The organism is Candidatus Amarolinea dominans, from assembly GCA_016719785.1.
Classification (GTDB): domain Bacteria; phylum Chloroflexota; class Anaerolineae; order SSC4; family Amarolineaceae; genus Amarolinea; species Amarolinea dominans.
The window spans coordinates 59,881-84,565 of sequence record JADJYJ010000014.1 but is presented as its reverse complement, the minus strand read 5'-3'; the positions used below and the strand labels follow the sequence as shown (position 1 = coordinate 84,565).

17 protein-coding genes are annotated in these 24,685 nt (G+C 61.8%); 6 read left to right on the top strand and 11 right to left on the bottom strand.

What is annotated here, in order from left to right; genetic code table 11:
- The first annotated feature begins 15 nt into the window (after positions 1-15).
- From IPM84_15625 to IPM84_15605, 5 genes are all read left to right on the top strand, one after another.
- On the top strand, positions 16-645 hold the full coding sequence (locus IPM84_15625) for a response regulator transcription factor (protein MBK9094169.1): 630 nt from the start codon (positions 16-18) through the stop codon (positions 643-645).
- Positions 646-1,153: 508 nt separating this feature from the next.
- Positions 1,154-2,656 (top strand): exosortase O, encoded by a 1,503-nt coding sequence (gene xrtO, locus IPM84_15620; GenBank protein MBK9094168.1) that lies wholly within the window; start codon positions 1,154-1,156, stop codon positions 2,654-2,656.
- Between the two features lie 109 nt (positions 2,657-2,765).
- Positions 2,766-5,702, top strand: coding sequence for a TIGR02921 family PEP-CTERM protein (locus IPM84_15615; protein ID MBK9094167.1), 2,937 nt, complete (start codon positions 2,766-2,768; stop codon positions 5,700-5,702).
- Between the two features lie 152 nt (positions 5,703-5,854).
- Positions 5,855-6,253: an alkaline phosphatase family protein gene (locus IPM84_15610; protein MBK9094166.1), complete on the top strand. Its 399-nt coding sequence runs from the start codon at positions 5,855-5,857 to the stop codon at positions 6,251-6,253.
- A 107-nt stretch (positions 6,254-6,360) separates the two neighbouring features.
- Complete coding sequence (locus tag IPM84_15605) at positions 6,361-9,006, top strand: 5'-nucleotidase C-terminal domain-containing protein (protein MBK9094165.1); 2,646 nt, start codon at positions 6,361-6,363, stop codon at positions 9,004-9,006.
- 266 nt (positions 9,007-9,272) lie between these two features.
- On the opposite strand, the gene IPM84_15600 is transcribed toward IPM84_15605, so the two are convergent.
- Complete coding sequence (locus IPM84_15600) at positions 9,273-10,628, bottom strand: hypothetical protein (protein ID MBK9094164.1); 1,356 nt, start codon at positions 10,626-10,628, stop codon at positions 9,273-9,275.
- Positions 10,629-11,044: 416 nt separating this feature from the next.
- On the opposite strand from IPM84_15600, the gene IPM84_15595 reads away from it, so the two are divergent.
- Positions 11,045-11,512: a hypothetical protein gene (locus IPM84_15595; protein ID MBK9094163.1), complete on the top strand. Its 468-nt coding sequence runs from the start codon at positions 11,045-11,047 to the stop codon at positions 11,510-11,512.
- 359 nt (positions 11,513-11,871) lie between these two features.
- On the opposite strand, the gene IPM84_15590 is transcribed toward IPM84_15595, so the two are convergent.
- The 10 genes from IPM84_15590 to IPM84_15545 form a co-directional block, all read right to left on the bottom strand.
- A complete protein-coding gene (locus IPM84_15590; protein MBK9094162.1) occupies positions 11,872-12,309 on the bottom strand; it encodes a hypothetical protein in 438 nt (145 codons plus the stop codon).
- Between the two features lie 225 nt (positions 12,310-12,534).
- Positions 12,535-15,885 (bottom strand): HEAT repeat domain-containing protein, encoded by a 3,351-nt coding sequence (locus IPM84_15585; protein ID MBK9094161.1) that lies wholly within the window; start codon positions 15,883-15,885, stop codon positions 12,535-12,537.
- Positions 15,886-15,900: 15 nt separating this feature from the next.
- Positions 15,901-16,740 carry a DUF4062 domain-containing protein gene (locus IPM84_15580; protein ID MBK9094160.1) on the bottom strand — a complete coding sequence of 280 codons (840 nt, stop codon included), beginning with the start codon at positions 16,738-16,740 and terminating at the stop codon, positions 15,901-15,903.
- 139 nt (positions 16,741-16,879) lie between these two features.
- Positions 16,880-17,437, bottom strand: a complete 558-nt coding sequence (locus tag IPM84_15575) for a hypothetical protein (protein ID MBK9094159.1) — start codon at positions 17,435-17,437, stop codon at positions 16,880-16,882.
- Positions 17,438-17,651: 214 nt separating this feature from the next.
- On the bottom strand, positions 17,652-18,617 hold the full coding sequence (locus tag IPM84_15570; protein MBK9094158.1) for a tetratricopeptide repeat protein: 966 nt from the start codon (positions 18,615-18,617) through the stop codon (positions 17,652-17,654).
- Between the two features lie 9 nt (positions 18,618-18,626).
- Positions 18,627-20,360 (bottom strand): tetratricopeptide repeat protein, encoded by a 1,734-nt coding sequence (locus IPM84_15565; GenBank protein ID MBK9094157.1) that lies wholly within the window; start codon positions 20,358-20,360, stop codon positions 18,627-18,629.
- Positions 20,361-20,400: 40 nt separating this feature from the next.
- Positions 20,401-21,546, bottom strand: coding sequence for a hypothetical protein (locus tag IPM84_15560; GenBank protein MBK9094156.1), 1,146 nt, complete (start codon positions 21,544-21,546; stop codon positions 20,401-20,403).
- A gap of 25 nt (positions 21,547-21,571) precedes the next feature.
- Complete coding sequence (locus IPM84_15555) at positions 21,572-22,459, bottom strand: macro domain-containing protein (protein MBK9094155.1); 888 nt, start codon at positions 22,457-22,459, stop codon at positions 21,572-21,574.
- 19 nt (positions 22,460-22,478) lie between these two features.
- A complete protein-coding gene (locus IPM84_15550) occupies positions 22,479-22,805 on the bottom strand; it encodes a hypothetical protein (protein MBK9094154.1) in 327 nt (108 codons plus the stop codon).
- 225 nt (positions 22,806-23,030) lie between these two features.
- On the bottom strand, positions 23,031-24,671 hold the full coding sequence (locus tag IPM84_15545) for a tetratricopeptide repeat protein (GenBank protein ID MBK9094153.1): 1,641 nt from the start codon (positions 24,669-24,671) through the stop codon (positions 23,031-23,033).
- Between the last annotated feature and the right edge of the window lie 14 nt (positions 24,672-24,685).

Below are 24,685 nucleotides of genomic sequence, written 5' to 3'. Positions count from 1 at the left end.
TGGGATGAGCAAGCGATGACAAACCCAATGATTCGTGTGGTTCTGGTTGACGATCATCCCGCGCTGCGGATGGGACTGCGCATCATGCTGGAGCAGGCGACCGACATCCGGGTGGTGGCGGAGGCGGGCAGCGGCGCGGAAGCCCTGGCCTGCATCGAAGCCCTGCAGCCGGATGTGGTGGTGCTGGACTGCCAACTGCCTGGCATCAGCGGCATGGAGGTCGCCGCCCAGGTGCGCGGCCTGGGCCTGCCGGTGCATATCCTGGCGCTGAGCGCGTACAGCGATGACCAGGTGGTGCAGAGCATGATCCAGGCGGGCGCGCTCGGCTACGTGTTGAAGGACGAGGCGCCGGCGGTCATTGTCGCGGCGGTGCGTGCCGCGTCCCGCGGTGAAGGGCGCTGGAGCGCCGCCGTGGTGACTAAACTGGCGGCCTGGGCCGTGCGCCCGCCGCCGGCAGCTGAACTGACGGAGCGTGAGCGCGACGTGCTGCGCCGGCTCGGCCGCGGCTGGGACAATCAGCGCATCGGCGCCGAGCTGCACATCAGCGAACGCACCGTGCGCTTCCACCTGCGCAACATCTACGACAAGATCGGCGCCCACACCCGCGCCGAAGCCGTCGTTTGGGCTGTCAATCACAAACTATAGTTTGTCAGATAAAAATTTGGGGTTCACGATCCGGACTCGAGGCTTCAGCCGGTTATTCTGGGCTACGAGAGCCACCGGCTAAAGCCTCAAGTCCAGAAGATTATCTGAACATCTATGTAACTGCTCACCCTGCAAGTTGATTTGGACAGGATGAACAGGATGAACAGGATTCTTGCTCTGTGGTGTGCAAAACTATCGGCACGAGAGTTCGAATATCCTGTCAATCCTGTGAATCTTGTCTGAATTCCAGGCAGACCCAGCAGTTACCCCGGTGTGAGCCATTTGGTCCCAACCTGTTTGGGTTGGACTTTCATCCTGCCAAAACTGGCAACTTCTTCCTGTCGTCCTGCCCGTTGTCCTCACACCGCCCCCCGCGCGATACTCTCCTCACCCGCACCTGTTTCACGCGTTCCCCCCACCGGCATCACCCCCCTTCCCCTACAAATCCCCCCTCCCTGATCTCCGATCTCTGATCTCTGATCTCCAATCTCTCCCCAAGGACTAACCCATGCTTCGCACCGCCGACACACACCCCTGGCGCATCGCCGATACGAACTGGCTCCAAGTGGGCGCGCAGCTCGCGCTGGCCGGCCTCTGGCTGGCGCTCTTCCGTCCCGTGGGTGACTACCTGCTGATGATCCTCAGTCACGAGCACTACCACACCAACCAGATCATGCTGATCGGCATCCTCGTCCTGGCCGTGCAGCAGATGGTCGGTCGTCCGCTGCGTTTGCGCCTGGACGCGCCGCCGCGGCTGCACTGGCCGCCCCTGCTGCTGGCGCTCGGCGCCGCGCTCGGCTTCCTGATCGTCGAACGCTTCCTCGACGTCAACAGCTTCTCCGCCGTCCTGGCCGGCCTCGCCACCTACGGCCTGCTCGGCTTGTGGATGCCGCTGCCGGCCTGGCGCCGCAGCCTGCCCGTCGCCCTCCTGCTCATCGGCGTGCTGCCCTTTGGCGATCATCTGCAGACGTTCATCGGCTACCCCATGCGTATCGTCACCGCCGCCATCGTGCGTGACGGGCTGGCCGCGGTCGGCGTTCACACCGTGGGCGTTGACACCATCCTCGTCTTCGAAAACGGCATTTCCCAGGTTGACATCCCGTGCAGCGGCGTCAAGAGCCTCTGGTCTGGCATGATGTTCCTCCTGGCCGCCACCTGGATTCGTCACAAACCGATCAACCTGCGCTGGCTGCTGGTGGCCGGCGTGTTTGGCGGGCTGCTGTTCGCCGCCAACCTGGCCCGCGTCGCCGCCCTGGTTGTCGTTGGCCCGGTGGCCGGCTGGCCGCTGCTGGCCGAGATGCTGCACCTGCCGCTGGGCGTGCTCGGCTTCGCGGCCGCCTGCGCCGCGGCCGTGGCCCTGCTCGATCGCTGGGTGGTGAGCACAGCGCCGTCGGCGGTTGCGCGCAGCGCCCGTCAACCCGCCTGGCTGACGCCCGCGCTCATCATCGCGGTCGCGGCCCTGGCCTGGCTCTACACCCCGCGGCCCGCGGACAGCGCCGGCGCCGCCATCACCCACTGGCAGTTCCCTGCGGAACTGTCCATCCAACCGCTGCCGTTGACCGCCGCAGAGCGCGACTGGCTCATGCGCGACGGCGCGGAGGCGGCCGAACGCTGGCGCTTCGACTGGCGCGGCCTGCGCGGCTCCTTCATCATCGTCACCAGCCGCACCTGGCGCGCCCATCATCAGCCGGAGCGCTGCTTCGAGGTCTACGGCCTGTCGCTGGACGATTCGCGCACGCATCTGGTTGACAGCGACTTCCCCCTGCGCTTCGTGGCCCTGGGCGATGGCGACCATCACAGCGTGCTCAGCGCCAGCTACTGGTTTCAATCCACCACGGCCACCACCGATGACTACGGCGCGCGCATCTGGTCTGATCTGTCAACGCAGCGCACGCGCTGGGTGCTGGTGTCCATTCTTTTCGATAGCGTGGTTGACCCATCTGCCGTGGATGTTGCCGCGCTCTACCGCGGCCTGCAGCAGGCCGTTGCACAGAATTTGGTGGATTCGTAATTGTTCCGGCTGCGCGGCGGCCCAGGTGAGCGATTGAAATCGCGCCTGACGGGCGTACCGCCGGGCGTCCACCTGCGTGGACGCAATGCACTACTAAGGAGATTGATCAATGACAGACACATCGCCTTCTAAATTTCGCCGTTTCGTCACGGCCTCGTTCTGGGGTTACGGCCTGTTTTGGTCGTGGAACCTCATCTTCCTGGCCTTCATGGCCTTCGGATTCGCCCCTCAACTGTTGCCCAACCTCATCAACAGCGTGCGCACGACCCAGGCGCCGCCGGAGTTCCTGCTCTACGCGCTGTTGATGACGCTCATCCCGCTGGCCGCCGTCGTGCTGGGACTGACCACCCTGCGCCGTGAGCCGCGCAAGCTGCTGGTGCTCGGCTACGGCGTCGAAGGCCCGCTCTTGCTGCTGCTCCTGGCGCGCTTCTTCGTCGTGCGCCAGGCCACGGCCGCGATTTCGCTGACGCTCGCCCTGGCCGGTCTCGGCCTGCTCACCCTGCTCTGGCAGCTCCTCGACCGCAAGATCAACGAGCGCGGGCCGTGGGCGTCTGCGCTGCGCCTGGCCGGCCTGACCCTGATGCTGATCCTGGGCGTGTACGCGGCCGTGTGGCTCGCCTTCTATGTCGTTCCCCTCACAACCCTGGTTGTGGAAAGCCTGCTGCGTTTCCTGGGCGAGATGTCCCAACATCTGCGCGAGCTTTACCAGGCGCTGACCAGCCCAACCTTCTGGCGCGACCTGCTGCTCAACTGGCAACTGCTGCCGCTGATGGTGTTTGGCGGCCTGCTGGCAGCCTATTCTGGCACCCTGTTGGTGGCCCTGCCCATCGCGGTAACGGTGATCTACGCCCGCGCCTGGCTGGCCGGCCTGGCAACGGCCCGCGCCCGCCTGGGCCGACCCCTGGCTGCGCTCGTACCGGTCGCGGTGCTCCTGCTGGGCGGCGGTCTGCTGCTGCTGCTCAACCGTCAGCCGCAGGGCAAGGCGTTTGCTCTGCTGGCGCAACCGCCCGCCTCCCCCATCGAGGCCCAGGCCCTGCTCAACCGCCAGGACGAGATTCGCGCCGGCCTGCTCAACGCCTACCTGGCCCCTCAGCGCTACATCAGCGCGGTGGGCGAGGTGCGCCATGTGCGCGATCTGTACGCAGAAGCCTTCCACATCCCTTCCGATCAGGCCGGGCGTGTGCAGGCCCTGTATGAATCGGTGGCGCAGCCGCTGCTCTATCAACCGGTCGAGCCGATTCAGCCCAATGCCGGTTGGGACAACCAGGCCCTGCAGCGTGAACCGGCGCAAGCCGCCGAACTGTACGAATCGTTCTTCGACCGGCCGCTGGTCGAAGCGGAACGCCCGGCCGTGGTGGCCGCGGTGCGTGCCACCTGGAACGTAGACGCGGCCATGAGTGCCTGGCAGGCGGTGGATGATCGCGAGGTGCGTCTCCTGCGCCAGGAGGTGACTGTCACCCCACAGGGCGATTGGGCCGAGATCGAGCTGATCGAGGTCTACCAGAACGTCACCGCGCTGCGGCAGGAGGTGGTCTACTACTTCAGCCTGCCGGAGTCGGCCGTGGTCACCGGGCTGTGGTTAGGCCCCAGCGCGGACCGCGAACATCGCTTCGCCTATCGCATTTCCCCGCGCGGCGCGGCCCAGGCCGTGTACCGCAACGAGGTGCGCCGCCAGATTGACCCCGCGCTGGTGGAGCAGATCGGCCCGCGGCAGTATCGCCTGCGCATCTTCCCCATTGATCCGCAGCAGATCGAATACGAACCGAACAGCCTGCGCGGCACGATCCAGGAAGGCGAACCGCTCTACATGTGGCTCACCTACCGCACCCTGGCCGTCGAAGGCGCCTGGCCGCTGCCGCAGATGAGCGAAAAACTCAACGTCTATTGGGATGACGCCACCGTGCGCCTGCTCAACGGTCAGCCGCTGGCGCTGGGCGCTGCGGCCGACGAAATCTGGCTGCCGGCCAGCGCCCCGGCCGCCAATGCCGGCGCGCCGGCGACGCACCGGGTTGATTTCCCCGGCAACCGCACGGTCATCGCCCGCCCGCTCAGCGCAGCCGTGCAGCCCGGCCTGCCGGACAAGGTGCGCCTGGCCGTGGTGCTCGATCGCTCGCGCAGCATGGCCGATCAGCAGGCCGCGCTCGAGGCGTCGTTCGAACGCCTGCGGGCGCTCCTCAGCACAGGCGCGCAGGTTGATGTCTACCTGACCGCATCGTCGTTCCGCGGCGAAGCGCCCTCGCTGGTGCGCCTGGAGGACTTCGACGCCCGCTCCATCCTGACCTTCGGCGGGCAGAACGCGGCCGAGCTGCTGGCGCAGTACACCGATCTGCGTCGCGACCGAACTTATGACGCGGTGCTGGTGCTGACAGACGGCTCTGGCTATGCCCTCGGCGAGGGCGACGTGACCGTGGCCCCATCGCCGGCGCCGGTCTGGCTCGTTCACCTGGGCGGCTTCCCGCTCGGCTACGATGATCCGACCCTGGATGCGGTGCAGGCCAGCGGCGGCGGCGCCGCGGCCAGCGTGGATGAGGCGTTGACCCGGCTTGCCATCGGGCTGAGCGGCCAGGCCGAAGGGGTCATCACCGACATCGTGGATGGCTACGAATGGCTGACCCTGTCCACGGAGATGGCGAACGCGCTGAGTTCGGTTGGCCCTGAGGCGCTGGCCGACGCCAGGCAGTTTGCGCCCTTCGCCGCGCGGCGGCTGATCCTGGCCGAGATGCAGGCCGGGCGCAGCCGGATCACCGACCTGGCCCTGCTCGACCGCCTGCACGCGGTGGCGGTCAACGACAGCATCGTGACGCCGCTGTCTTCGATGATCGTGCTGGTCAACGCGCCGCAGGAGCTTCTGCTGGACAAACTGGAGGCGCAGGACGATCGCTTCCAGCGCGAGCATGAGGATGTGGGCGAGACGATTGCCGCGCCGCCCGTGGCTGCCGTGCCGGAGCCAGAGGAGTGGCTGCTGATCAGCCTGATGGCCGGACTGCTGGTTTGGTACGGCCGATCGAAACGGAGAGAGACTCGCCTGGACGCCGCGGTCCAGTAAAGATGGGGTACACGGATTAACACAGTCTGAGCGACTCTTGACAGGTCGCGCTGGTCTTGTTACAATGCGCGCCGCCAGCAACCAGCACAATTGCGGGAGGCGCTCATGTCAAAACCGATTACACCGGCGGTCAGCGGACAGGAAATCGTCCGTTGACCGCCGGCTCATCCTTCATCAAGCCGCAGTACGGCGGCCGCTGCTTTGCCGACCTGCCCTCCACGATTCAGTACCTGTTGACCGGCGCAGGCCGCGCGGCGCTGGCGCCGGAGATCATGGCCGGGCTGGCCGACCGCTACGACACGATCATCTTCATGTTCATTGACAGCTTCGGCTGGCGCTTCTTCGAGCAGGCGGCGCCCGATTATCCGGCCCTGCAGCGTTTCGTGCAGCACGGCCGGGCGGAGAAGATCACCGCGCAGTTCCCCTCCACAACTGCCGCGCACGTCACCACCATCCACAGCGGCCTGCCTGTCGCGGCCAGCGGCGTCTACGAATGGTTCTACTATACGCGGGAGGAGATGGAAATCCCCCTGTTGATGATCGAGATATGAGAGATTGGCGACTGTGATTTGTCGTTTCGCGGGAGTTTGGGTTACAATACAAGCCCCTGGATCACTTCCCATCAATGCACCGTTTCGATTCAATCAAGGAGGATTTGATGAAGCAATTGCGTTTTCTCACCATCATTGCGGCCCTCGTCCTGCTGGCAGCGCTACTTGGCTCTGCTGCGCTGGCCAATACGACCGCCGTGTCCACGGCCGCAGGCCCTGCGGACACGTTCAACCTCACCCTGCTGCACACCAATGACACCCATGCCCGCGTGGACGGGCAGAGCGGAATCGGCGGCTCGGCCCGCCTGGCAACCACCATCAACGAGTTCCGCGCCGCCAACAACAATGTCATGTTGGTAGATGCCGGTGACCAGTTCCAGGGTACACTGTTCTATCGTTTGTTCAAGGCCGACATCATCACCCAAACCATGAACCTGCTTGGTTACGACGCGATGACCATCGGCAATCACGAGTTTGACGATGGCCCCGGCCAACTGGCTCGCCTCATCAACGGCGTCAACTTCCCTGTGGTCAGCGCCAACATTGACGCCAGCGAAGAGCCGCTCCTCGCCGGACTCATTGCGCCTTCGGCGGTCGTCACAATCAATGGCGAGCAGATCGGCGTGGTGGGTGTCACCACGCAGGAAACACCCATCCTGTCCAGCCCTGGCCCCAACGTCCACTTCTCGGACGAAGTGGCGGCGGTACAGGCGGCTGTGGATCAGCTCACGGCCCAGGGCATTAACAAGGTTGTGGTGCTGACGCACATCGGCTATGTTGAAGACGTCGCGCTGGCGCAGGCCGTGCATGGTGTGGACATCATCGTCGGCGGCCACAGTCACACCTTCATCTATACACCAGAGACGGCGCCTGTCAACGGTGACATACCGGTTGGCCCGTATCCGACGGTCGCCAATGGCACCGACGGCAACCCCGTGCTCGTGGTCACCGCCTTCCAGTGGAGCCGCTACCTCGGTCATCTGGATGTCACCTTTGACGAGACCGGCGTGGCGACGGCCTGGGGCGGCGATCCCATCTACATGGGCGCCGCAGTGGCGCAGGACCCGACCGTGCAGGCCCTGGTAGATTCCTATCGCGCCGAAGTGGACGTGCTGCGCAACACCTTCATTGGCGAAACCACGGTCGAGCTGCCCATCATTGTGGGTGGTCAGCAGATCTGCCGCGCCGGTGAGTGTCTGATGGGCAACCTGGTGACGGACGCCATGCTGCGCCGCGTCAACATGATTGACCCGAATATGCACTATGACTTTGCCATCACCAATGGCGGCGGTCTGCGTGCACCGATTGACGTCGGGCCGATCAGCATTGGCGAAGTCTTTGAAGTGCTGCCCTTCGGCAACACCATTGCTACGTTTGGCTTGCGCGGCAGCGATGTCGTGGCTGCCCTGGAAAACGGCGTCAGCCGTGTGGGCCTCGGCAGCAATGGCCGCTTCCCGCAGGTCAGTGGCATCCGCTTCAAGTTCAATCTGAAGTTCCCGGTTGGCTCCCGCGTGAGCGAGGTGGAAGTCTGGGATGGCACAAGCTACCAGCCCATCGAGCCGGATCGCGTCTACAACGTGGCCAGCAACAACTTCATGCGCCTCGGCGGTGACGGCTATACGGTCTTCTTGACCAACGCCATCAACCCGTACGACTTTGGGCCGGGGCTTGAAGATGCCGTGATGGACTACGTCACCGTCATGTCGCCCATTACGCCCATGATTGAAGGACGTATCACCCAAGTCACCGTCACCGATGCCATCCAGGTCGTCCCAACCACCGCGATGGTGGGCGAGACGGCTACCGTTAGCGTGAGCACCAGCAACACCGGTGGCGTGAATGGTATCATGCACATCGTCCCCTTCGATGCGAACCAGGTTGAGTACGTGGAAGGCAGCGCCACGAACGGCGCCTTCCCGGTGCGCGTACCCCTGAACGTGGCGATGAACCTGCTGAAGAATGGCGGCGCCGCGGCCCTCAAGGCGGCTGCACCTGAGACCAGCGGCGTGGTTGCTGTGGCCTGGGTTGGCAATCAGGCGCCTGATCAGACCGTGGCGTTTGACTTCCAGCTCAAGGTTCTGCCAGGCGCCGCGGGCGCCGGTGTCAACCTCACCGTGAAATCCTACGTGCTGAACACCGAAGTGGGCTCGGCCACGACCACGCTCAGCGTGCCGGCGCTCAACGCCTATGAGATGACATTCCAGAACGGCGCCAATGGCTACAGCGGCACCGATGACACCTACCTCGATGCCTGGATGTCCACAACGACCTACGGCGCGGGGAGTAACTTCTACATCCGCCAGCCGGGCATCAAGACCGCGCTGGTCAAGTTCGACCTATCGAGCGTCACCGCGATGGCGCAGGTCAGCCAGGCCCAGATCGGTCTTTACGTCACCTATGGCAGCGGCAACGCCGTCACCATGGAAGCCTACGAAGTCACCAGGGTTTGGGCGGAAGACAGCGCAAGCTGGATGGACGCCGCGGCCGGGATGCCGTGGGAAATGCCGGGGGCGATGGGCCCCAGCGATCACGCCGCGACGTTCAGCGACCGCGTCTCCTTTGGCGGCGGCGGGCGTTGGGTCTGGTTCGACGTGACCAGCTCGGCCCAGATGTGGGTCGGTGATCCGGGCAGCAACAACGGCATCGTCATCATGGGCAGCGGCGCGACCAACTCCGAACTGGAGTTCACCGCGTCCGAGTACGTCGTGACCTTTGTACGACCGCAGCTCAAACTGATCTACCAGGCGCCGTGAAGCAATCAAGGCGGGGCGTGGGAACACATCCTGCCTGCATGAGATTGGCACAGGCATAGAGACGGAAGAATCAAACAAGGCACCGGGCTGCCGATCTGATCGAAAGCCCGGTGTTGTTGATGCGCCTATGGCAGCGCTTCCGTGATGCGGCCCTGGCAGCGATCGCCAGGGGGTGGTCGGAGCATAACGAGATTGCGTATACGGAGGCGTAGGTCCGTGGTCTCAGAGAAGCTGGACCGGGAGTCATAGAAGTCGCCACGCAAGAATCAGCTTGAAGCCCTGGCCTGCTCGTCTCGCGCCATGCTCTCCTCCCACGTCAGGCCGGCATCCAGGTCCGGTATCAGGAAGCGGACGCCCTGGTTGTCGTTGGGATTGAGCCGCAACATCAGGGCGAACACCTGATGCGCCGCGTGCGTCTGGCCCAGACGCCAGAGACAAAGCCCCTTGCCGTGCAGCGCCCGCATATAGGGTCGCGAGTCCAGGTCCAGCCAGAACGGCCCTTCGTACGTCTTCGGATCGCCAATCGTGCGCGCCAGGGCGGCCGCCTCGCCGCGCTCGTAACAGGTCAGCGCGTCTTCCACCCGATTCTCCTCGAAGCGCAGGATGCCCAGGTGCACCCAGGCGTCGGCGTGACCCGGATCCAGACGCAACGCCTCCCGGTAGTATGCCTCGGCTGCGACGTTCCACTTGACCCAGCGGTGATCCATGCCGCGGTCGAACAGGTACTCACCCCAGGCTCGACGCATCGCCTCGTCGTCATCTAGAAGCGCCGGCCGATAATCACGTGGAGGACGCGGGGAAGCGTGAGGGTCAGGCCGCACCTCCATCGTGCGTTCGAGGCTATCCACAGTCTTCTCGGCCAGCCAGATGCTGTGCTCCCCGACGATAAAGCCGAGGTCGCCGCGCAGAACGACCTCCAGCGGGTCAGGAGGCAGCGGGTCGCTATAGGCGCCCCGCACGACCAAACGGGGGATCAGGTAGTAGTCGGGCAGGCCGTCGCGCGCTTCACGCAAGACCTCGACGGCTGCATCGGTCAGCGCCTGGTTACGCGCCGCCATGGCGGACTCATCGCGTGTGTCCTGACGCGCCAGTTCGATGGCATAGCGTCGTTCTGTCACGTCGAGCACGCGCACGATCAGGGCGTCGTCGGTTGTGGCGCCCTGCTGGCGGAGCCAGTCCGCCAACGTAGGGTTTGGTAGGAAACCCCAGGCGCGCTGGCCAAGCCGCAGATGATCGATCTGGGCTGGGATCGTGAAGCCATCGCCCGCGACGAGCGTTACCTCGTGGGGTCGCGCAAGGACATCGGCAAAGAAGGTTGGCCAAAACGCCAGCAAGTCCTCCTCGTGGAGGATTACCTGGCCGGACGCCAGATCCAGGTCGGTCAACGGCTGGCGGAAACAGTTTGCGGCCAGGCTATGCGGCCACCACACGTAGTGCGCCGGCCGGCCGCCCAGGCTGATCGCCAGGGGTAAGTTGCCCAGCGTGTTGCGGATCGTTACCTCTGGCTTGGCGGTATCTACCGGTCGCAGCAGGCGCACGCGCGCCAGGATTTCGGTCAATGTAAGTGCCCGCTCCGCGAGGCGCAACACCTCGGCGACGGTTTGGGAAATCGAGAGGCTCATGAATACTCCTTTGGTAACTGCAGTTCAAGCTGACCACAAACAGAATATCACAGTTCATGGGTGGTGTCAATCAAAAAGCCGGCTATTTCTGATTGACAGCAACCCGTTCCCGCGCTACGATACGGGCGCATTAGAGTTTATGTACAATAAGAAGCCGTGTAACGACATCCCTCCGCCGCCCCTGAATCATCCCAACTGGTGGGGCGTACACGCCATTTCGACGCACATTTCTTGATGTCAGTGGGGAAAAGCCCTATTGTGCATAAACTCTATTGCACAGTGAAGGAGCCATGTTCACAGCCCACTGCCTCACGCCGGCGGCCGCCGGCAAGACAACCTGTGTGCTGAACGCTGCCCGGCAGGCGGCTACAAAGGCCGGCCGGCATTGTACTGGAGTTTTAACGGAGAAGCAACTGATGACTAAAGTTGTCCACCTGCGTGACGTCATGAGCGAGATGCAAGTGATGAACGACGAGTGTCTCGCCTTCTTGAACCGGGTCACCGGCGAGCTGTGTACACTCGCCGGCGAGGAAATCCGCGCGGTCGAGGGAGATCGTGACCTGGAGGAGTATCCAGATTGGCAGCACGACGACATTCGTCAGGCTGACGAGATCCTCAACTCCGAAGACTGGCTGGAACTGCCAACTACGTACGACATCCACGAGTGGGAGATCATGCGAGATTTCTCCGACACCGTGGACGATGAGCGGCTGCGCAACGAACTACTTGACGCCGTCCACGGCAAAGGTGCATTCCGGCACTTCAAGGATACGATCCATTACCGCGGCATCGAAGATGCCTGGCAGCGCTTCCGTGATGCGGCCCTGGCAGCGATCGCCAGGGGGTGGCTGGAGCGGAACGAGATTGCGTATACGGAGGCGTAGGTCCGTATTCAAGGACGACGCTTGCGGCTAGTTCTTGGAATGCTCGGCACCAGGGAGATTAACAGCTTCGTTCGGCACTTTGCAGCGTCAAGGTCAGGTTGATTTGCCGGCTCACCCACCGTTGCCGTCCTGAGGCTGCTTCGCCCAGCGCGCCCAGAGTTGCCCGAATGTCTTGGGTAACGCGGGGAAGTGCTCGGCATAACCTAGCTCTTGCCAAATGGAGATCATGCTATCGCAAAACCAAGTCGTCTCCCCCACGTAGCCATCTTCCGCGCGCAGCCGCAAACGTCTCCTGCCCGCGCGTCGATGCGCTTGGCGCCTGTGCCGCCAGCCCCGTCGCGATCAGCTCGATCTCGTAGTCAGCCTCCTTGCTCTGTCCGTTCATCTTCTGGTCCATTTTCTGTGAGATGCTGCTGCACCTGGGCATTATCACCGATCGTCAGTCCTTGAGTCGGGCCGTGGATGTGGATCTCGTATTTAGATGCACCGGATGGCTCGATGGGTTTGACTGGCTGATCCGGCTCCTCGGGTGCAAGCCCTGCCTTCTCCGCGTAGTATGCCATTAGCCGCTTGGTCAGCCGGTCGTACTCGCCCTGGCTGGTGAACTTGAGCCGCTCCAACAGGAGTTCCCGGATCTTGTCGTGGAACTTCAGGCCATACGGGTGGCGCTCGACGAAGGAGTGCCGACGGAGCAGATCGTAGATCCTGCGCGCGTCCGCGAGGTTGACTTCGAGGATCACCTTGACCGTCTCGGGGTCGAACCAGCGCGCCACCACGCCCTTCTCGTTGACCAGCATGCACAGCCAGCTTCTGACCCACCATCGTCTTGCCGATGCCCCCGGGGCCGTAGATGTTGAGCAAATGATACGCCGTGCGGCAGGCGACGAGGTCGTCGAAGAGCTCGACCTCGGTCTGGCGGCCGACGATGAATTGCTTGATTGGTGCCATGCTCGCATCTCCAGATTATTCCTGTCAGCCAACCACATTGCGTGCTAGATCGGCCAGTTCGTGACTCGTTGCGTCTACTCGCCAACCACTAGTCCCCACAAAGTGTTCAAAGCATCTTCAGAGCGTGTATGCTCATCGAGAAAGGTGCGCACGCTTTCGATGATCGCTGCTCGGGCAGGTCCCTCACCTAGTGCAATCAGGGCCTCAGAGGCGGCTAGCCGTACGCGAGTATCAGAGTCTGTCAGTGCGCTTAGTAGGTCGTTGATGGTTGCTTCATCTGACTGCCGCAGCTTTCCTAGAGCATTGGCAGCGCACATGCGGATCAGATGATATTTGTCATGCATTGCCATGCGGCACGCGGCTACGACCGTAGGAGTAGCTCGATATCCGAGTTCGGCTAGTGCTAGCAGAGCCTCTTCCTGCACATCACGGCTATCATCGCTTACCAGATCGATCAAGATTCGGGTTACAGAAGAATCTATGTACTGTATGGTTTCACGCACACGGCGAGCTGTTCGGCGACGAATCTCGCTGTTCGCTGATCGGAGCAGGACAAACAGGGTCTCATAGGCCTTCACTGACTTCGCTCCTATTTCGAGGAGGGCACACGCGGCAGATAACCTAACAAACTGATTAGCGTCGTCAAGCGCCTCTTCAAGTGCACCAACAACATCAAGTTCAGGCGTTCCACACTCGACCAGTGCCTCGGTTGCAAACTTTCGCACGGACACATCCGAATCCTTCAGTGCTTGGGCGAGACCGAGACTGATCATTGAACTACGGATCGACAATTGCTTGAGTGCCAAGGCGGCATTGCGTCGTACAGCACGATTCCTGTCTGCCAATGCTCCAACTAGCAAATCAATCACTCGATTGTCAGTGGTGGGAAGGCTTCCCAACGAACGAATGATAGCAGCCTTGACAGACAGGTTGTTATCGCCTTCAGCGGCTTCGAGTAGGAGCTCCGTAGTCTCGACGGGAAAGACCGCTCCGACATCGACAATCACCTTGACAGCACGACGGCGTTCGTCTGTGTCTACGTCGTTCAACGTCTTGCGGAGTGCAGCAATCAACCGCTGACGGCTATCCTCCCCCCAGTGGATGAAACCTGTGGCTGCTTCCTTGCGCACAGCTCCATTAGGGTCCTGAGACGCAGCAAGCATTCCACCGACCACTTCGTCGCCAGGTTGACGCAGTGTGCCGAGAATGCGAGCTGCCAGCTGACGAACGGCAATGTCATCATCTTGGGCTAAGAGGTTCAGTAATGTGATTTGTACATCGCGCTCGTATTCGACAATGGGACTCAGCGCGAGGGCAGCGCGGGCACGAATTCCACCGTTCGGATGATACAAAGCTTGTAGAAGGGCAGCGCCCACATCCGAGTCACGGACAAGCCCAAGTGCGTCCAACGAGCGTATGGCTGCGCGCTGTACATCAACACTGGGGTCTCGTAGAGCATTCAATAACCGGGCTTTCAGTGCCGGCTCGGATGATCGGCCTAGTTTTCCCAGCAACTCAAGAACGCTGCTACGCACCCATGCGTGATCATCGTCCAGCAGTGATATGATGCGCTCGACCACATGAGGTGCACTGTCGGTGCCGCGCATAGCTGCTAGAATCCTGAACAACTTTGAGTGCAGCAGCCCAAAGGTGCCACTATACCATAACGGTATCAACTCATCCAGAATCTTAGCTCGAAGACTGGATGCAACTGACACATCATCTGCCAAACAAGCAGCGGCCAGTACAAGCGACTGGTGTAGCACATCGTGATGTGGTGGCTTAAGACTGTATAACTCATCGACCAAACGAGTGCCATCGGCCACCGATTGCATCGCGACATGGCTTGCCATGAGTAGCACCACCTCGCGCCAGCGCGGATCGTTCACGTAGCGACTCAGGTCGATTGAGCCTTCGTGCCATTGCTTGGCTAATGCTCGTCCACTGAAATACTCTGCAAAGCTGAGATGCAGGAAGGCGTAGATGGGTCGATGGAACTCATCGACACCCACATCGATTAGTAGGCCACTGTGCTCACTGAGGAAATCCAACCAGGCGCCACCAAGGTCACGTGCTTCTTGCTCGGAGCAACCGCTTGCTCCCTGTATCAGATTGACGACACGTGGTTTGAGTTCATCTAGACGAATCGCCTCGGTTAGCCCCATTTCGACCATGTGCTGCGCCAGTGGCGCAAGCACCTCCAACATTTCGCTCATATCCAGTCTGTCTTCGATAGGCCGTCCGTGTTCCGCTGGCCAATCTTCCAACAAGGTCTCAGCTGCAACCTCATACAACTCGACCCGTCGCTTTGGAATCTCCTTGCCTTTCCAGTCCATTAAGGCAATGATCGCCAGCAGCAATGGGGTGCCTGCCAGTTGGAAGACCTGGTACTTATCCATCAGTCCTTCTAACAGACGGTTGGCCCGTCGTTCCAACTCGAAATCGTCGGACACCCCTTCTACCAGCCGATAAACCGCTCTATACCAGTTTCGCACAAAATGTGCGATCTCCTCCGGTCCAAATGGCTGCAAAGTGAAATGGCGGAAACCGGTGGCTATCTGTGCGCTACGATAGCCAACAATCCGACTAGTCACTATGATATGAAAATCGGAGAACTGAGCGGCAAATGCCTCGATAGCATTACGTACCTCGCGTCTCCTACGTGAATCGGCCACTTCATCGAGGCCATCGAGAAGGAGCCAGCCCTGGTCATTCGCCAGCAACCGCTCAAATAGTGCCCGATATTCGGGAAGATGCCATTCTCGGATATACTGGGCTAGGCCAATACCCGGTTGCCGCTCGAGCACGGTGGCGAAGTTAGTGAGGCGTATGAAAATAGGCAACACATTGACTGCTAGACTGTGCTCTTTCGGATTACCAGTTGACCTTAGAGTTTGGGCTATCATCCAGCGCAGCAGTGTGCTTTTGCCAGCCCCAGGTTCGCCCAGAATCACAACATGCGGTTGAGCTGTGATTCCGTCTAGCCCTACCAGGCGCGGATCCGGCGAGTGAATGGCCTGAAAGCCGCGTACGCCACTCATCACAAATTGGGTCTGGAGAGGTGCATCCAGTTCCGCCCGCAAGGGAACGAAGAGTTCATCGAGCGGAATACTAAGTGCGCGACCCTGCACCCGAGGAGCAATACCCCCCAATGGCACGTGTCCGTATTGCCGCCGCAGAAAAGCCACGTATCGTCCATCGATTAACTCTAGAATGGATCCACGCTGTTCCACGACTTGCTTGAGGCGACCAAGCTGACCTCGACGCTGCATCAGTGCCACGAATTCGCGCGCTTTGGCTGTCTTGCCTTCACCCCGCAAATCATCGAAGTCTACGCCCAAGTCCGCGCAAAGAGTTCGCAACTCTTCTAAGTCGAAGCGTTCACATAGTTGTCTGCGAAGGACAGCTAGATCATCAGCAATCACGTGCCTGTCCTCTCCTTAAGACAATATTCCCTGCGACCTTTGGATGATCGTATGGAAACGATTCAATTGGCCACGACGTTGCATCAGCCTAACCAACTCCCGGCTCTTTGCGGATCGACCCTCACCTCGCAGATCATCGTATTCAACGCCCAAATCGAAGCAGAGGGTGCGCAGTTCCTCCAGATCGAAATGGCCAATCAGTAGCTGATAGAGTTGTTGGGCAAATGCATCTGTATCGACAGATGCCTCTGCTGTTGACATCGTATCTTCTCCCCCACCACTTCCAAAGCATTGTGTTACTTGCAGTTGATCACCAATGACGATACCTTGACCTTCACCAATGTGGATCTCATATTTGGATTTTGGTTCGGTTGATTGTTGGTCTTTCGCAGTCGGCATGCGGTTGAATAGCTTGTGCAAGTCGGCGACGACCTGGGTAGCGAGATGATCGGGGTTTTGGAAGGACGAGACCGTGTGGTGTGCCTTTAATTCGCGTTTGAGTCCTTCCAGTTTAGCGACATTCTCTGGCTCTATCTCCATGTGAAACGGCACGACCGGCACACTCTCGTCTTTAAGGTAGACCAGACAGGGAATGTCTCGATATCGCGCTCGGCGGTACTCGGCTTCGGTGATACCGGAACCGTAGCGGTGGGCGAAGATGCCAATGTAGACGTCGCTGCGATCTACTTCGGCCAAGCTGACATCCTTGGGTGTCTCAGGTCGGCTGCCAAAGTATTCCATGCCGGCGAAGGCGGTGTCTTGCATACGGTACAATGCCTTCTCAACGGCCTCGCGCTCGGATTCCAGGTCAAGCCAGGTAGAACTAAGAAAAACGCGGGGCGGCTTTCCCATCATTTTGCTCCTGTGTTTGAGTAATAAACTCGTCCATCTCCGACTGATGAATGTTGAGACTGTCGTAACGGTCACGTGGACGGTGGACACATTCTTCAGTTCGGCTGACTTCTTTGTGTTTCAAACTTGGCGGTTCGGCCAGTTAATCCACAGCGTTGGCACCCATAACACTTGAAGGGACTGACACAGATTCGCCGGCTTGGATCGTTGCGGCCAATTGGATCAATGTGTCAATAGCATCCTCGACCCATTCCTCCCAGCCGTTCTCCCGCCGGTAGTCGATCAAGTACTGGCAAAGAAAGTGGGCATTGTGATCCTGTCCGTGTGAAACAAGCTCGGCGATGCGTTCAGCCAGCATTTTGATGCTCTCCAAGTAGCGCTCTTCGTCTTCATATTGCCGGGCGATCACCGCGGCCGTGGCATAGTAATTGTACGCACCAGAGGCCCCTTGCTCAAATACCGCGTCACCCAGAAGCCAGGCCATGTTCACCAACCACCGGCCGTAGCCGTGCTCCTGGGCCAGCTCCCACGCTGGACGCAGGATCTCGACAAGCTGCTCCTCGGATCGTCCTTGGGCCTTGGCGATCATCGCCAGCTTGTAGATGGTCTCCACCTGGGCGTGGGTATCTTGCCGCTGGCGCTGCAAGGTCAGGGCTTCCTGCAGCAGGACGTCAGCCTCTGCCCAGCGCTCTTGCCTCATGCGCAGCGTGCCTAGCGCGCCCAGCGCTGTGTCTTGTACGTGCAGGTCTTGCTGCTCTCGGCCGATTGTTCTTGGGTACGGCCTTTCGCTCGTTCACGCATTGCTAGCCTCACTTGAGCATCGGTACAAGTCATCTTATCCTCCCTCTCCTTCATGATCAGAGGAAGTTTACCTGACCTGCCTGCTGCTTCCTAGTGGGCAGTTCTAATTGTCGTCAATGAGTAATTATAGTTGTCGTTGAACACCCCAGCATCAGCGCTTGGCCCCGCAGATCGGCTAGCATCTCGTACAGGGCCAATGCCTCCTGGTAGTACGGACGCGCCCGGTCAAGCTTCCCCTGCAGCTGGCATACCGCGCCCAGGTTGCCGAGCGCCTGCGCCTGGCCGCCCAGGTGCTGCACCTGCTGGGCTGCCGCCAGGCTCTGGGTGTAGTAGTCGATGGCCTGGTCGAGCTGCCCCTGATGCCGGGCCAGCAGGCCCAGGCTGTTGAGCAGGTCGACGACCGGCCGCTGCTCGCCGAAGCTGTGCAATACCTGGAGGGCCTCTTCATAAGCCGCCGACGCCCGCGGCAGCTCACCGCGCCGGCGATAGACCTGGCCCAGGTTGATCTGCGCCCGCGCTGCGCCTTGCGGCTGGCCCAGTTGGTCGTAGAGCGCCCTGGCCTGCTCCAACTCAGCGGCGCCGGCCGCATCGTCACCCAAGCTGATCAGTGCCAGGCCCAGATTGTTGTGTATCATCGCCTCTTCGCTAGTGCCGGTCCAGCCGGGCAAGAGGCGCGCCAACGCCTGCCGGTAGCGCGCGACGGCTGTGGGCAGCTCGCCGCGTGCCTGGTGCAGGGTGCCCAGGTCGTTGAGCACCCGGCTGGCGTTGAAGTCGTCGCCGGTCTGATCGAAGAGCGCCAGGCTGCGCAGGAAGTCGGCATGACTGCGATCGTAATCTTCGACGAGCAGCTCCAACAGCGCCTGGCAGCGCAGCGCAATAGCCTGACTGTGCGGTGAAAGCTGGATTCCGCTGCCCTTGATGCCGGACAGGAGCAACCTGCATTCAGCGACTGCATTGTCCATCCAGGCATGCACAAAACGATCGGCCCAGCGATAGGCGCCGTCGTGCTCGTTCTGGGCGATGGCGAGCCGGAAGAACTCGATCTGGTGAGCGCTGCCTGGCGCTGAACTGGATGTCATGGTAATCCGTCAGGCCTCGTTTGATTCTTCCAACAGAGCCTCCACCTGGTTGAGCACAGCGGCATGGACAGGAGCATTCGAGTGCCCGTGGATTTGCTCCAGCGCTACGGCACGCCGCAGAAAACCAACCGCGTCCTGGAAGTTACCCTGTTGACCAAGCAGCATACCGAGATTCCAACTGCCGGTTGCTTCTGAGCGCCAATCTTCTGACTCTCGCGCGACATCAACGGCCCGGCGATAGAGGGTTAATGCCTGTTCGAGGTCACCACCGGCGAGATACGCGTTGCCCAATGCGCTGAGTACCATGCTGGCTGACCGTAGATCGTCGAGATTTGTGAAAATCGTCAGAGCCTGCTCTTGGTTAGCTATGGCGCCTTCCAGATCGCTCATCGCGAGAAGGATTGTTCCAAGATTGCTCAAGAGGCTCGCTTCTCGTCTGCGGTCTGGAATCTGGCGAGCGAGCACCAGCGCCTGTTGATAGAGTTCAGCGGCACGCAACCGGTCACCGGTTTCCGCATAGGTCGTGGCCAACCCCTCGGTCAAAGCACATTGGCCGGCACGATCTTGGATCTCTTGGGCCAGGGGCAGCGCCTCTTCGAAGCACTTACGCGCTTCGGCGATCTGACCAAGGGTGAGGTAGAAGTTACCGAGGTTGCCCAGGATCGTCTCCTGGTGCCAAGGGCTGCTCGCAGCGCCTCTCGCCAGCGCCAGCGCTTGCTGAAAGCGAGCAAGCGCCTGATCATTCTCACCGACCAGCCCACACAGAGTTCCTAACTCGCTCAGCCACGACATCTCGCCGTCCGCATCGCCAATCATCTGGGCCAACCTCAAAGCTTGCTCAACATAGTGCATGGCTGTCGAGACTCGACCCATTATCCGATATGCTCCAGCCAATCCACCCAGGCATGTGCTCTCATTGTCGCGGTCTCCGATTCGTCGGGCTATATCGAGCGCCTGTTCGTAGGCCTCGATGCAAGCGCGGATATCGCCAGCCATCCCACGTGCCAGTGCCAGGTTGATCAGCGCCGTTGCCTCGGCGTGCCGATCCGCGCTTTCTCGCGCGATCTGGAGCACCTCTTCCAGGCGTGGGACAGCCCGGTCGAGATCGCCAGCGTCCAGATAGAGGTTAGCCAGGTTGCCGAGTGCGGAACCTACGAGGCCCTGGTGGCCGATGGTACGCGCCAGTTGAAGCGCCTCCTCGAGACAGTCGGCAGCTTTCTGATTCTGGCCCAACGCCGCATACACCCGCCCCAAGCGGTCCAGCCATTGGCTTGCGTCCTTGCGATTGCCGGCCTGATCGGCGATGGTCACGGCCCGCTGCAAATAGGTCAGCGCGCGTTGGGGTTGGCCAATTGCCGCATACAGCTCGCCTACGCGGCCGAGAAGAGCGCCTGTGTAGACCTGGCCGGAAAATGCTTCCGCGAGTGCCAGTGCCTCCTCATAGATCGCCAATGCCTTCTCTCTGTCACCACGCAAGAAATGGGAGTAGCCCAGATTCTCCAGCAACACGCCTTCGCGAAGCTTGTTGCCGGCTTCCTGCACCCAGGGCAAACCCTGCGTGATCCAGGCGATGACCGTCGTCCACAGTCCCAGCGGCGCCATCGAGGGCAGCGCCGCGTTGAGATAGACGAGCAGAGTGCTCGCATCACCCAAGTCTTGACCGGCCTTCCATGCACGCTCGATCTGCGGCCATTCGGACTCAAACCAGGCCGGGTCGCCGCGGCGAGCTTGCATGTTCATCAAGATGTAGTCCAGATGCCTGCGCCAAGCTGCACTCATCACCTCACAACCCCATCCCCTCCATCATCTCCGCCGCGTAATCCGCCAGCAGGGCGTGCATCCAATAACGCGCCCCGCGGCGTTCAACCAGGCCGCGCTGGATGAAGCGGGAGATTGTGGCTTCGGCCTCCTCCACCGGACATTCCCACACGTAAGCCGCCGCGTTGATCTCCCAGGTCAGCGGGTCGCCGCCGAAGACCGAGGCCATGGCGAAGCGCTCCTGGTCGGTCCCATCCAGCCGGGCGACGCTCATGCCGAGGATGGCTTGCAGCGAAACCGGCTCATCCTCCGTCAATTCTAACCGCCCTTCGGCCTGGAGCAGCGTCAGACGGGCATCCCGCTGCTCGATCAACTCGCCGAGCAGCCGTGTCATGCGCGCCGGCACGTCGGCCTCGACCGCCAGGAGCCGACCGGCCAGGGTGAGGGCCAGCGGCAGATACTCCAGCCGCTCGCACAACCGCTGCGCGCTGCGCTCGTCGGCGATCACGGCTTCTGGGGCAAGGCGACGCAGCAACGCCAGTGCAGCCTCCGGCTTGAGCACGTCCACGCGTAGTGTGCGGTCACGGGTGGCCAGGGCGTAGGCGACCGGCGGCTCACGCGTGGTGATCAGCGTGCGGCAGTGCGGGCCGGCCACCGTGAAGTAACTGCCGTGCGCGGCCTCCCACACATCATCCACGATGAGCAGGGTACGTTTGCGATAGAGCACCGCCCGCAAGCGGTCTCGGCAGGCGGTCTCGTCGCGTTCCGGCAGCAGGTCCACGCCCAGCGCGCGGCCCCAGCCATCCAGCAGGATGCGCAGGGTCGGTTGCGGTCCGAGCGCTGCCCATAGCACGCCATCGGGGAAGCGTTCGGGCATGATCGCCAGTCGGCCCAACGCTGCGGCCAGGGTCGTCTTGCCGATGCCGCCCAACCCGCGCAAGGCAACCGGCGGAACATCGGCAGCTTCCGTGTCACCCAGTTGCAGCAGATCGAAGACGCGCGTCAGATCGTCATCGCGGCCCAGAATTCCTTGCGGCGGCGGCGGCGGCGCCATGAACGGTGGGGCTGCTCGTTCGCGCGGGCCGGTCGAGATCACCTGCGCACCGTCGCCGATGGCGAGGTCGTAAACGTTCCCGTGTATGGTGACCTGGTACTTGGCAGCTTCGGTCATGGGCCCGCCTCCTTCGCTGAGATGTTCATCTCTCTACGTCGTCGCCTGATCGCTCCACGCGCGCGCCATCACCGATGGCCAGACCCGACGCCTTGTCAATCTTGATGCTGTACTTGCCGCTTTGCACCGTGTTGCGGTCGCCGATCACAACAATACTATTCGAGACATCGTGGATAAGTGTACGGGCTTCTTGAGCATTCGGGGTGCGCTCAAGTGTGCTGACCAACTCCTTCAAGTGCCTCAGGCCGAACCTGACATCTGTAAGTAAGGGCCAGAGTTTGGCCAGATCGGTCTCAAGCTGCTGATCGTGCCACTGCCCCTTTTCCAGCGCCTGGATGTTTCTCATCAACTGCTGCTGCAGGAATGCTCTCTTGAACACTTCCGCCGTTGGGGGGTAGTTGAAGCAAAAGTGAACCTGCCGCAGCCTGCTGCCTTGACCCAAAGCCTGCAAGCAGGCTGCTGCCATTGTCGAGTGCGTTTCGAATTTGTCGGCGCCACCGTGCAGAGTACCCAGGGACGGAAATGCAATGCTTGACATGCCTGTCAGACGTGCGATGTCCATGCAGGTAGTGACGGCACGCCAAACATCAGCCTGAAGTACTCGGCGCTCCTGACCCCAGCCGACGATTACTGCGTGGTAGATGTACTTTGCCCCGGCCAGCTTCCCAGCATCGGTAACGACGACCGTACCCGGGATCAGAGGCTTGTGCTTCTGAAGTTGTGCGGCGATTTCGTCTCCACCGGTCACCCTGATGGCGGCCGAGACGCCGCTTTGCATCGAGCCATCCGTGCCGGCCGAGCTCACCAGGACCTCAGCGCCACACCGTGTGATATCGCCGTCTATACGTCCTGCATGCACGAAGATCTCGACGCGCCCGAGTTGCACAAAACTACTTGGTTGAGTACTCATCATGTCCTCCACGAGCTTGCTGTCATTGGGCCTCCCCTGGATCGCCATGCTGTTCGACGCGGGCACCGTCACCGATGGCCAGGCCCGATGCCTTGTCAATCTTGATGTTGTACTTGCCGCTCTGCACCGTGTTGCGGTCGCCGGTGACGATCGTGCTGCCAGTGATATTTTGCGCGGCCACGGCGCGGTCGCCTGACGCGATGATCGTCACGCCTGCCGCCTGCGCGGCAGCCCACTGCTGCCCGATCTCTCTCGCCAGATCATCATCCTCGGCCAGCAGCTTGCGCAGTTGCTGGCGTAGGGCCGCCTGGGCATCTTCATTTTCCGGCTCAGTGACGGCGTCGGCCACGGCTTCCTGGGCGGCCGACTTGGCCTCGACTTTCGGCCGCAGCCTGCTCCACAGCCCTTTAGCGCTCCCACGCGTCGCCGCCCAGCTTCTTGCCGGCCTCCTCGGCGGCCTTTTCTCCTGCTTTGAGCAGGTAGGGCAGGAAGGGGGAAAGGAACAGGGCTACATCTTTGGCCAGCGTTGCGATATCCATGGTGAACCTCCGTTTATATGTGTTGGGCCGGCGTCTCAAGTTCGTTTTCGCCGACTTCGGATCTCCAGTAATGCTTTCCGGTCGCGAGATATCTGGGGTAGGTCACACTGCTCGTCGAGCGTTACCGCCTCGGCCAGCGCGATTTCGGCCCGGCTAAAGTCACCCAGATCAGTGCAGAGGATGCCCAGGTTGTACAGCGTGTGCGCCTGGCCGGCCACATCTTCGATCTGGCGGCGCACCGCCAACGCTCGTTCGTAATAGTCCACCGCTGCGGCAGGATCGCCCTGCGCGCTGCTCACTGCGGCCAGGTTGTTCAGTGTGGCGCCGGCAGCCAGGAGGTCGCCTGTTTCGGGGCGCAGGGCCAGCGCAGCCTCCAGGGCCGCCCGTGCGCCAGGCAAGTCGCCGCGGTCGAAACGGGTTGCGGCCAGGTTGCTTAAAGCAGTGGCTTCCATCTCCCGGTTGCCGACCTCGCGGGCAGTGGCCAGGGCGGTCGCCAGATGCTCAGCAGCTCGGTCGAGTTCGCCTTGGGCGCGTAACACTGCGGCCAGGTTGTTCAGCAGCGTGGCCTCACTGTCCCGGTCGCCGCTGGCCTGGACGAGCGCCAGCGCCTGCTCGTAAGCAACTCTGGCCTCGGCAAGGGCGTCACGCTCCAGATGCAACCCGCCGATGTTGGCCAGCGCCGTAGCCTGACCCGCCCGGTCGCCGGTGGCTTGGTGGCGCGCCAGCGCTTGCTGAAAGTACGCCAACGCGCGACGCCAGTCGCCTAGCGCCTGGTAGGTCGTACCCAGGTTGTTGAGTAGGGGCGCTTCTGTGCCTGTCACACCGGCTTGGCGTTGTACCGCCAGCGCCTCCTCGAACAGCGCCAGCGCCCGTCGCGGTTGACCGCGCGCCCGCGCCAGCAACCCCAGGTTATTCAAGACGGCCGTCTCATGGCCCCGGTCGCCGATCGCTCGCATGAGCGCCAGCGCCTGCGTCAACGCCGCTTCCGCTTCATCCCGGCGACTCATCTGCAAGTAGAGCTGCCCCAGGTTGCTCAGGGTGCCGGCCTCGCCCATCCGGTCGCCGGCCTCCCGTTCGATGACCAACGCCTGTTCGAAGCGTTCGGCGGCTTCGCCCCACCGGCCAATCTGCATCAATGTCGTTGCCAGGTTCTGCAGTGTGATCCCTTCACCTGCCCGGTCTCCGGCCGCCTGGCGGAGCGGAAAAGCCTGCTCATAGAACGCGATGGCCTGGGCATACTCGCTCAGATCGTCATGCACCAATCCAAGGTTGTTCAGGGTCACCGCCTCGCCGGCAACCGGCCCGACCCGGCGGCGCACTGCCAGGGCTTGCTCGAACATCTCCCTGGCTTCTTCATATTGTCCCAGGTGCCGATGGCACAGTCCGATGTCGTTGAGCAATCCACCGACCAGCGCCTCGTTGCCGATGCTCTGCGCGGCCGTCAGCGCCCGCCCATTCCAGGTCAGCAGATCGGCCCACAGCCCGCGTCGCTCCAGGTAGCTATCCAGTGCGTTGAGGTAGCCGAAGATCAGATTGACCTGCTCGTCGGCCGTCAACCCCGCGCTGCCTTCGCTCGCCACCGTCCACCCGCGCCGGATCTGCGCGAATTGGTCACCGTCCAGCGCTTGCCAGTCATCCTTGTGCTGGCGGGCGTAGGCGAGGTAGTAGCGGGTCATGCGCAGCTCAACAG

Bases quoted from the DNA above. Each gene is read 5' to 3' on its own strand.
- IPM84_15625 (MBK9094169.1), top strand. From the start codon at position 16: ATGACAAACCCAATGATTCGTGTGGTTCTGGTTGACGATCATCCCGCG.
- xrtO (MBK9094168.1), top strand. From the start codon at position 1,154: ATGCTTCGCACCGCCGACACACACCCCTGGCGCATCGCCGATACGAAC.
- IPM84_15615 (MBK9094167.1), top strand. From the start codon at position 2,766: ATGACAGACACATCGCCTTCTAAATTTCGCCGTTTCGTCACGGCCTCG.
- IPM84_15605 (MBK9094165.1), top strand. From the start codon at position 6,361: ATGAAGCAATTGCGTTTTCTCACCATCATTGCGGCCCTCGTCCTGCTG.
- IPM84_15600 (MBK9094164.1), bottom strand. From the start codon at position 10,628: ATGAGCCTCTCGATTTCCCAAACCGTCGCCGAGGTGTTGCGCCTCGCG.
- IPM84_15595 (MBK9094163.1), top strand. From the start codon at position 11,045: ATGACTAAAGTTGTCCACCTGCGTGACGTCATGAGCGAGATGCAAGTG.
- IPM84_15590 (MBK9094162.1), bottom strand. From the start codon at position 12,309: ATGCTGGTCAACGAGAAGGGCGTGGTGGCGCGCTGGTTCGACCCCGAG.
- IPM84_15580 (MBK9094160.1), bottom strand. From the start codon at position 16,740: ATGATGGGAAAGCCGCCCCGCGTTTTTCTTAGTTCTACCTGGCTTGAC.
- IPM84_15575 (MBK9094159.1), bottom strand. From the start codon at position 17,437: ATGAGGCAAGAGCGCTGGGCAGAGGCTGACGTCCTGCTGCAGGAAGCC.
- IPM84_15570 (MBK9094158.1), bottom strand. From the start codon at position 18,617: ATGACATCCAGTTCAGCGCCAGGCAGCGCTCACCAGATCGAGTTCTTC.
- IPM84_15560 (MBK9094156.1), bottom strand. From the start codon at position 21,546: ATGACCGAAGCTGCCAAGTACCAGGTCACCATACACGGGAACGTTTAC.
- IPM84_15555 (MBK9094155.1), bottom strand. From the start codon at position 22,459: ATGATGAGTACTCAACCAAGTAGTTTTGTGCAACTCGGGCGCGTCGAG.
- IPM84_15545 (MBK9094153.1), bottom strand. From the start codon at position 24,671: ATGACCCGCTACTACCTCGCCTACGCCCGCCAGCACAAGGATGACTGG.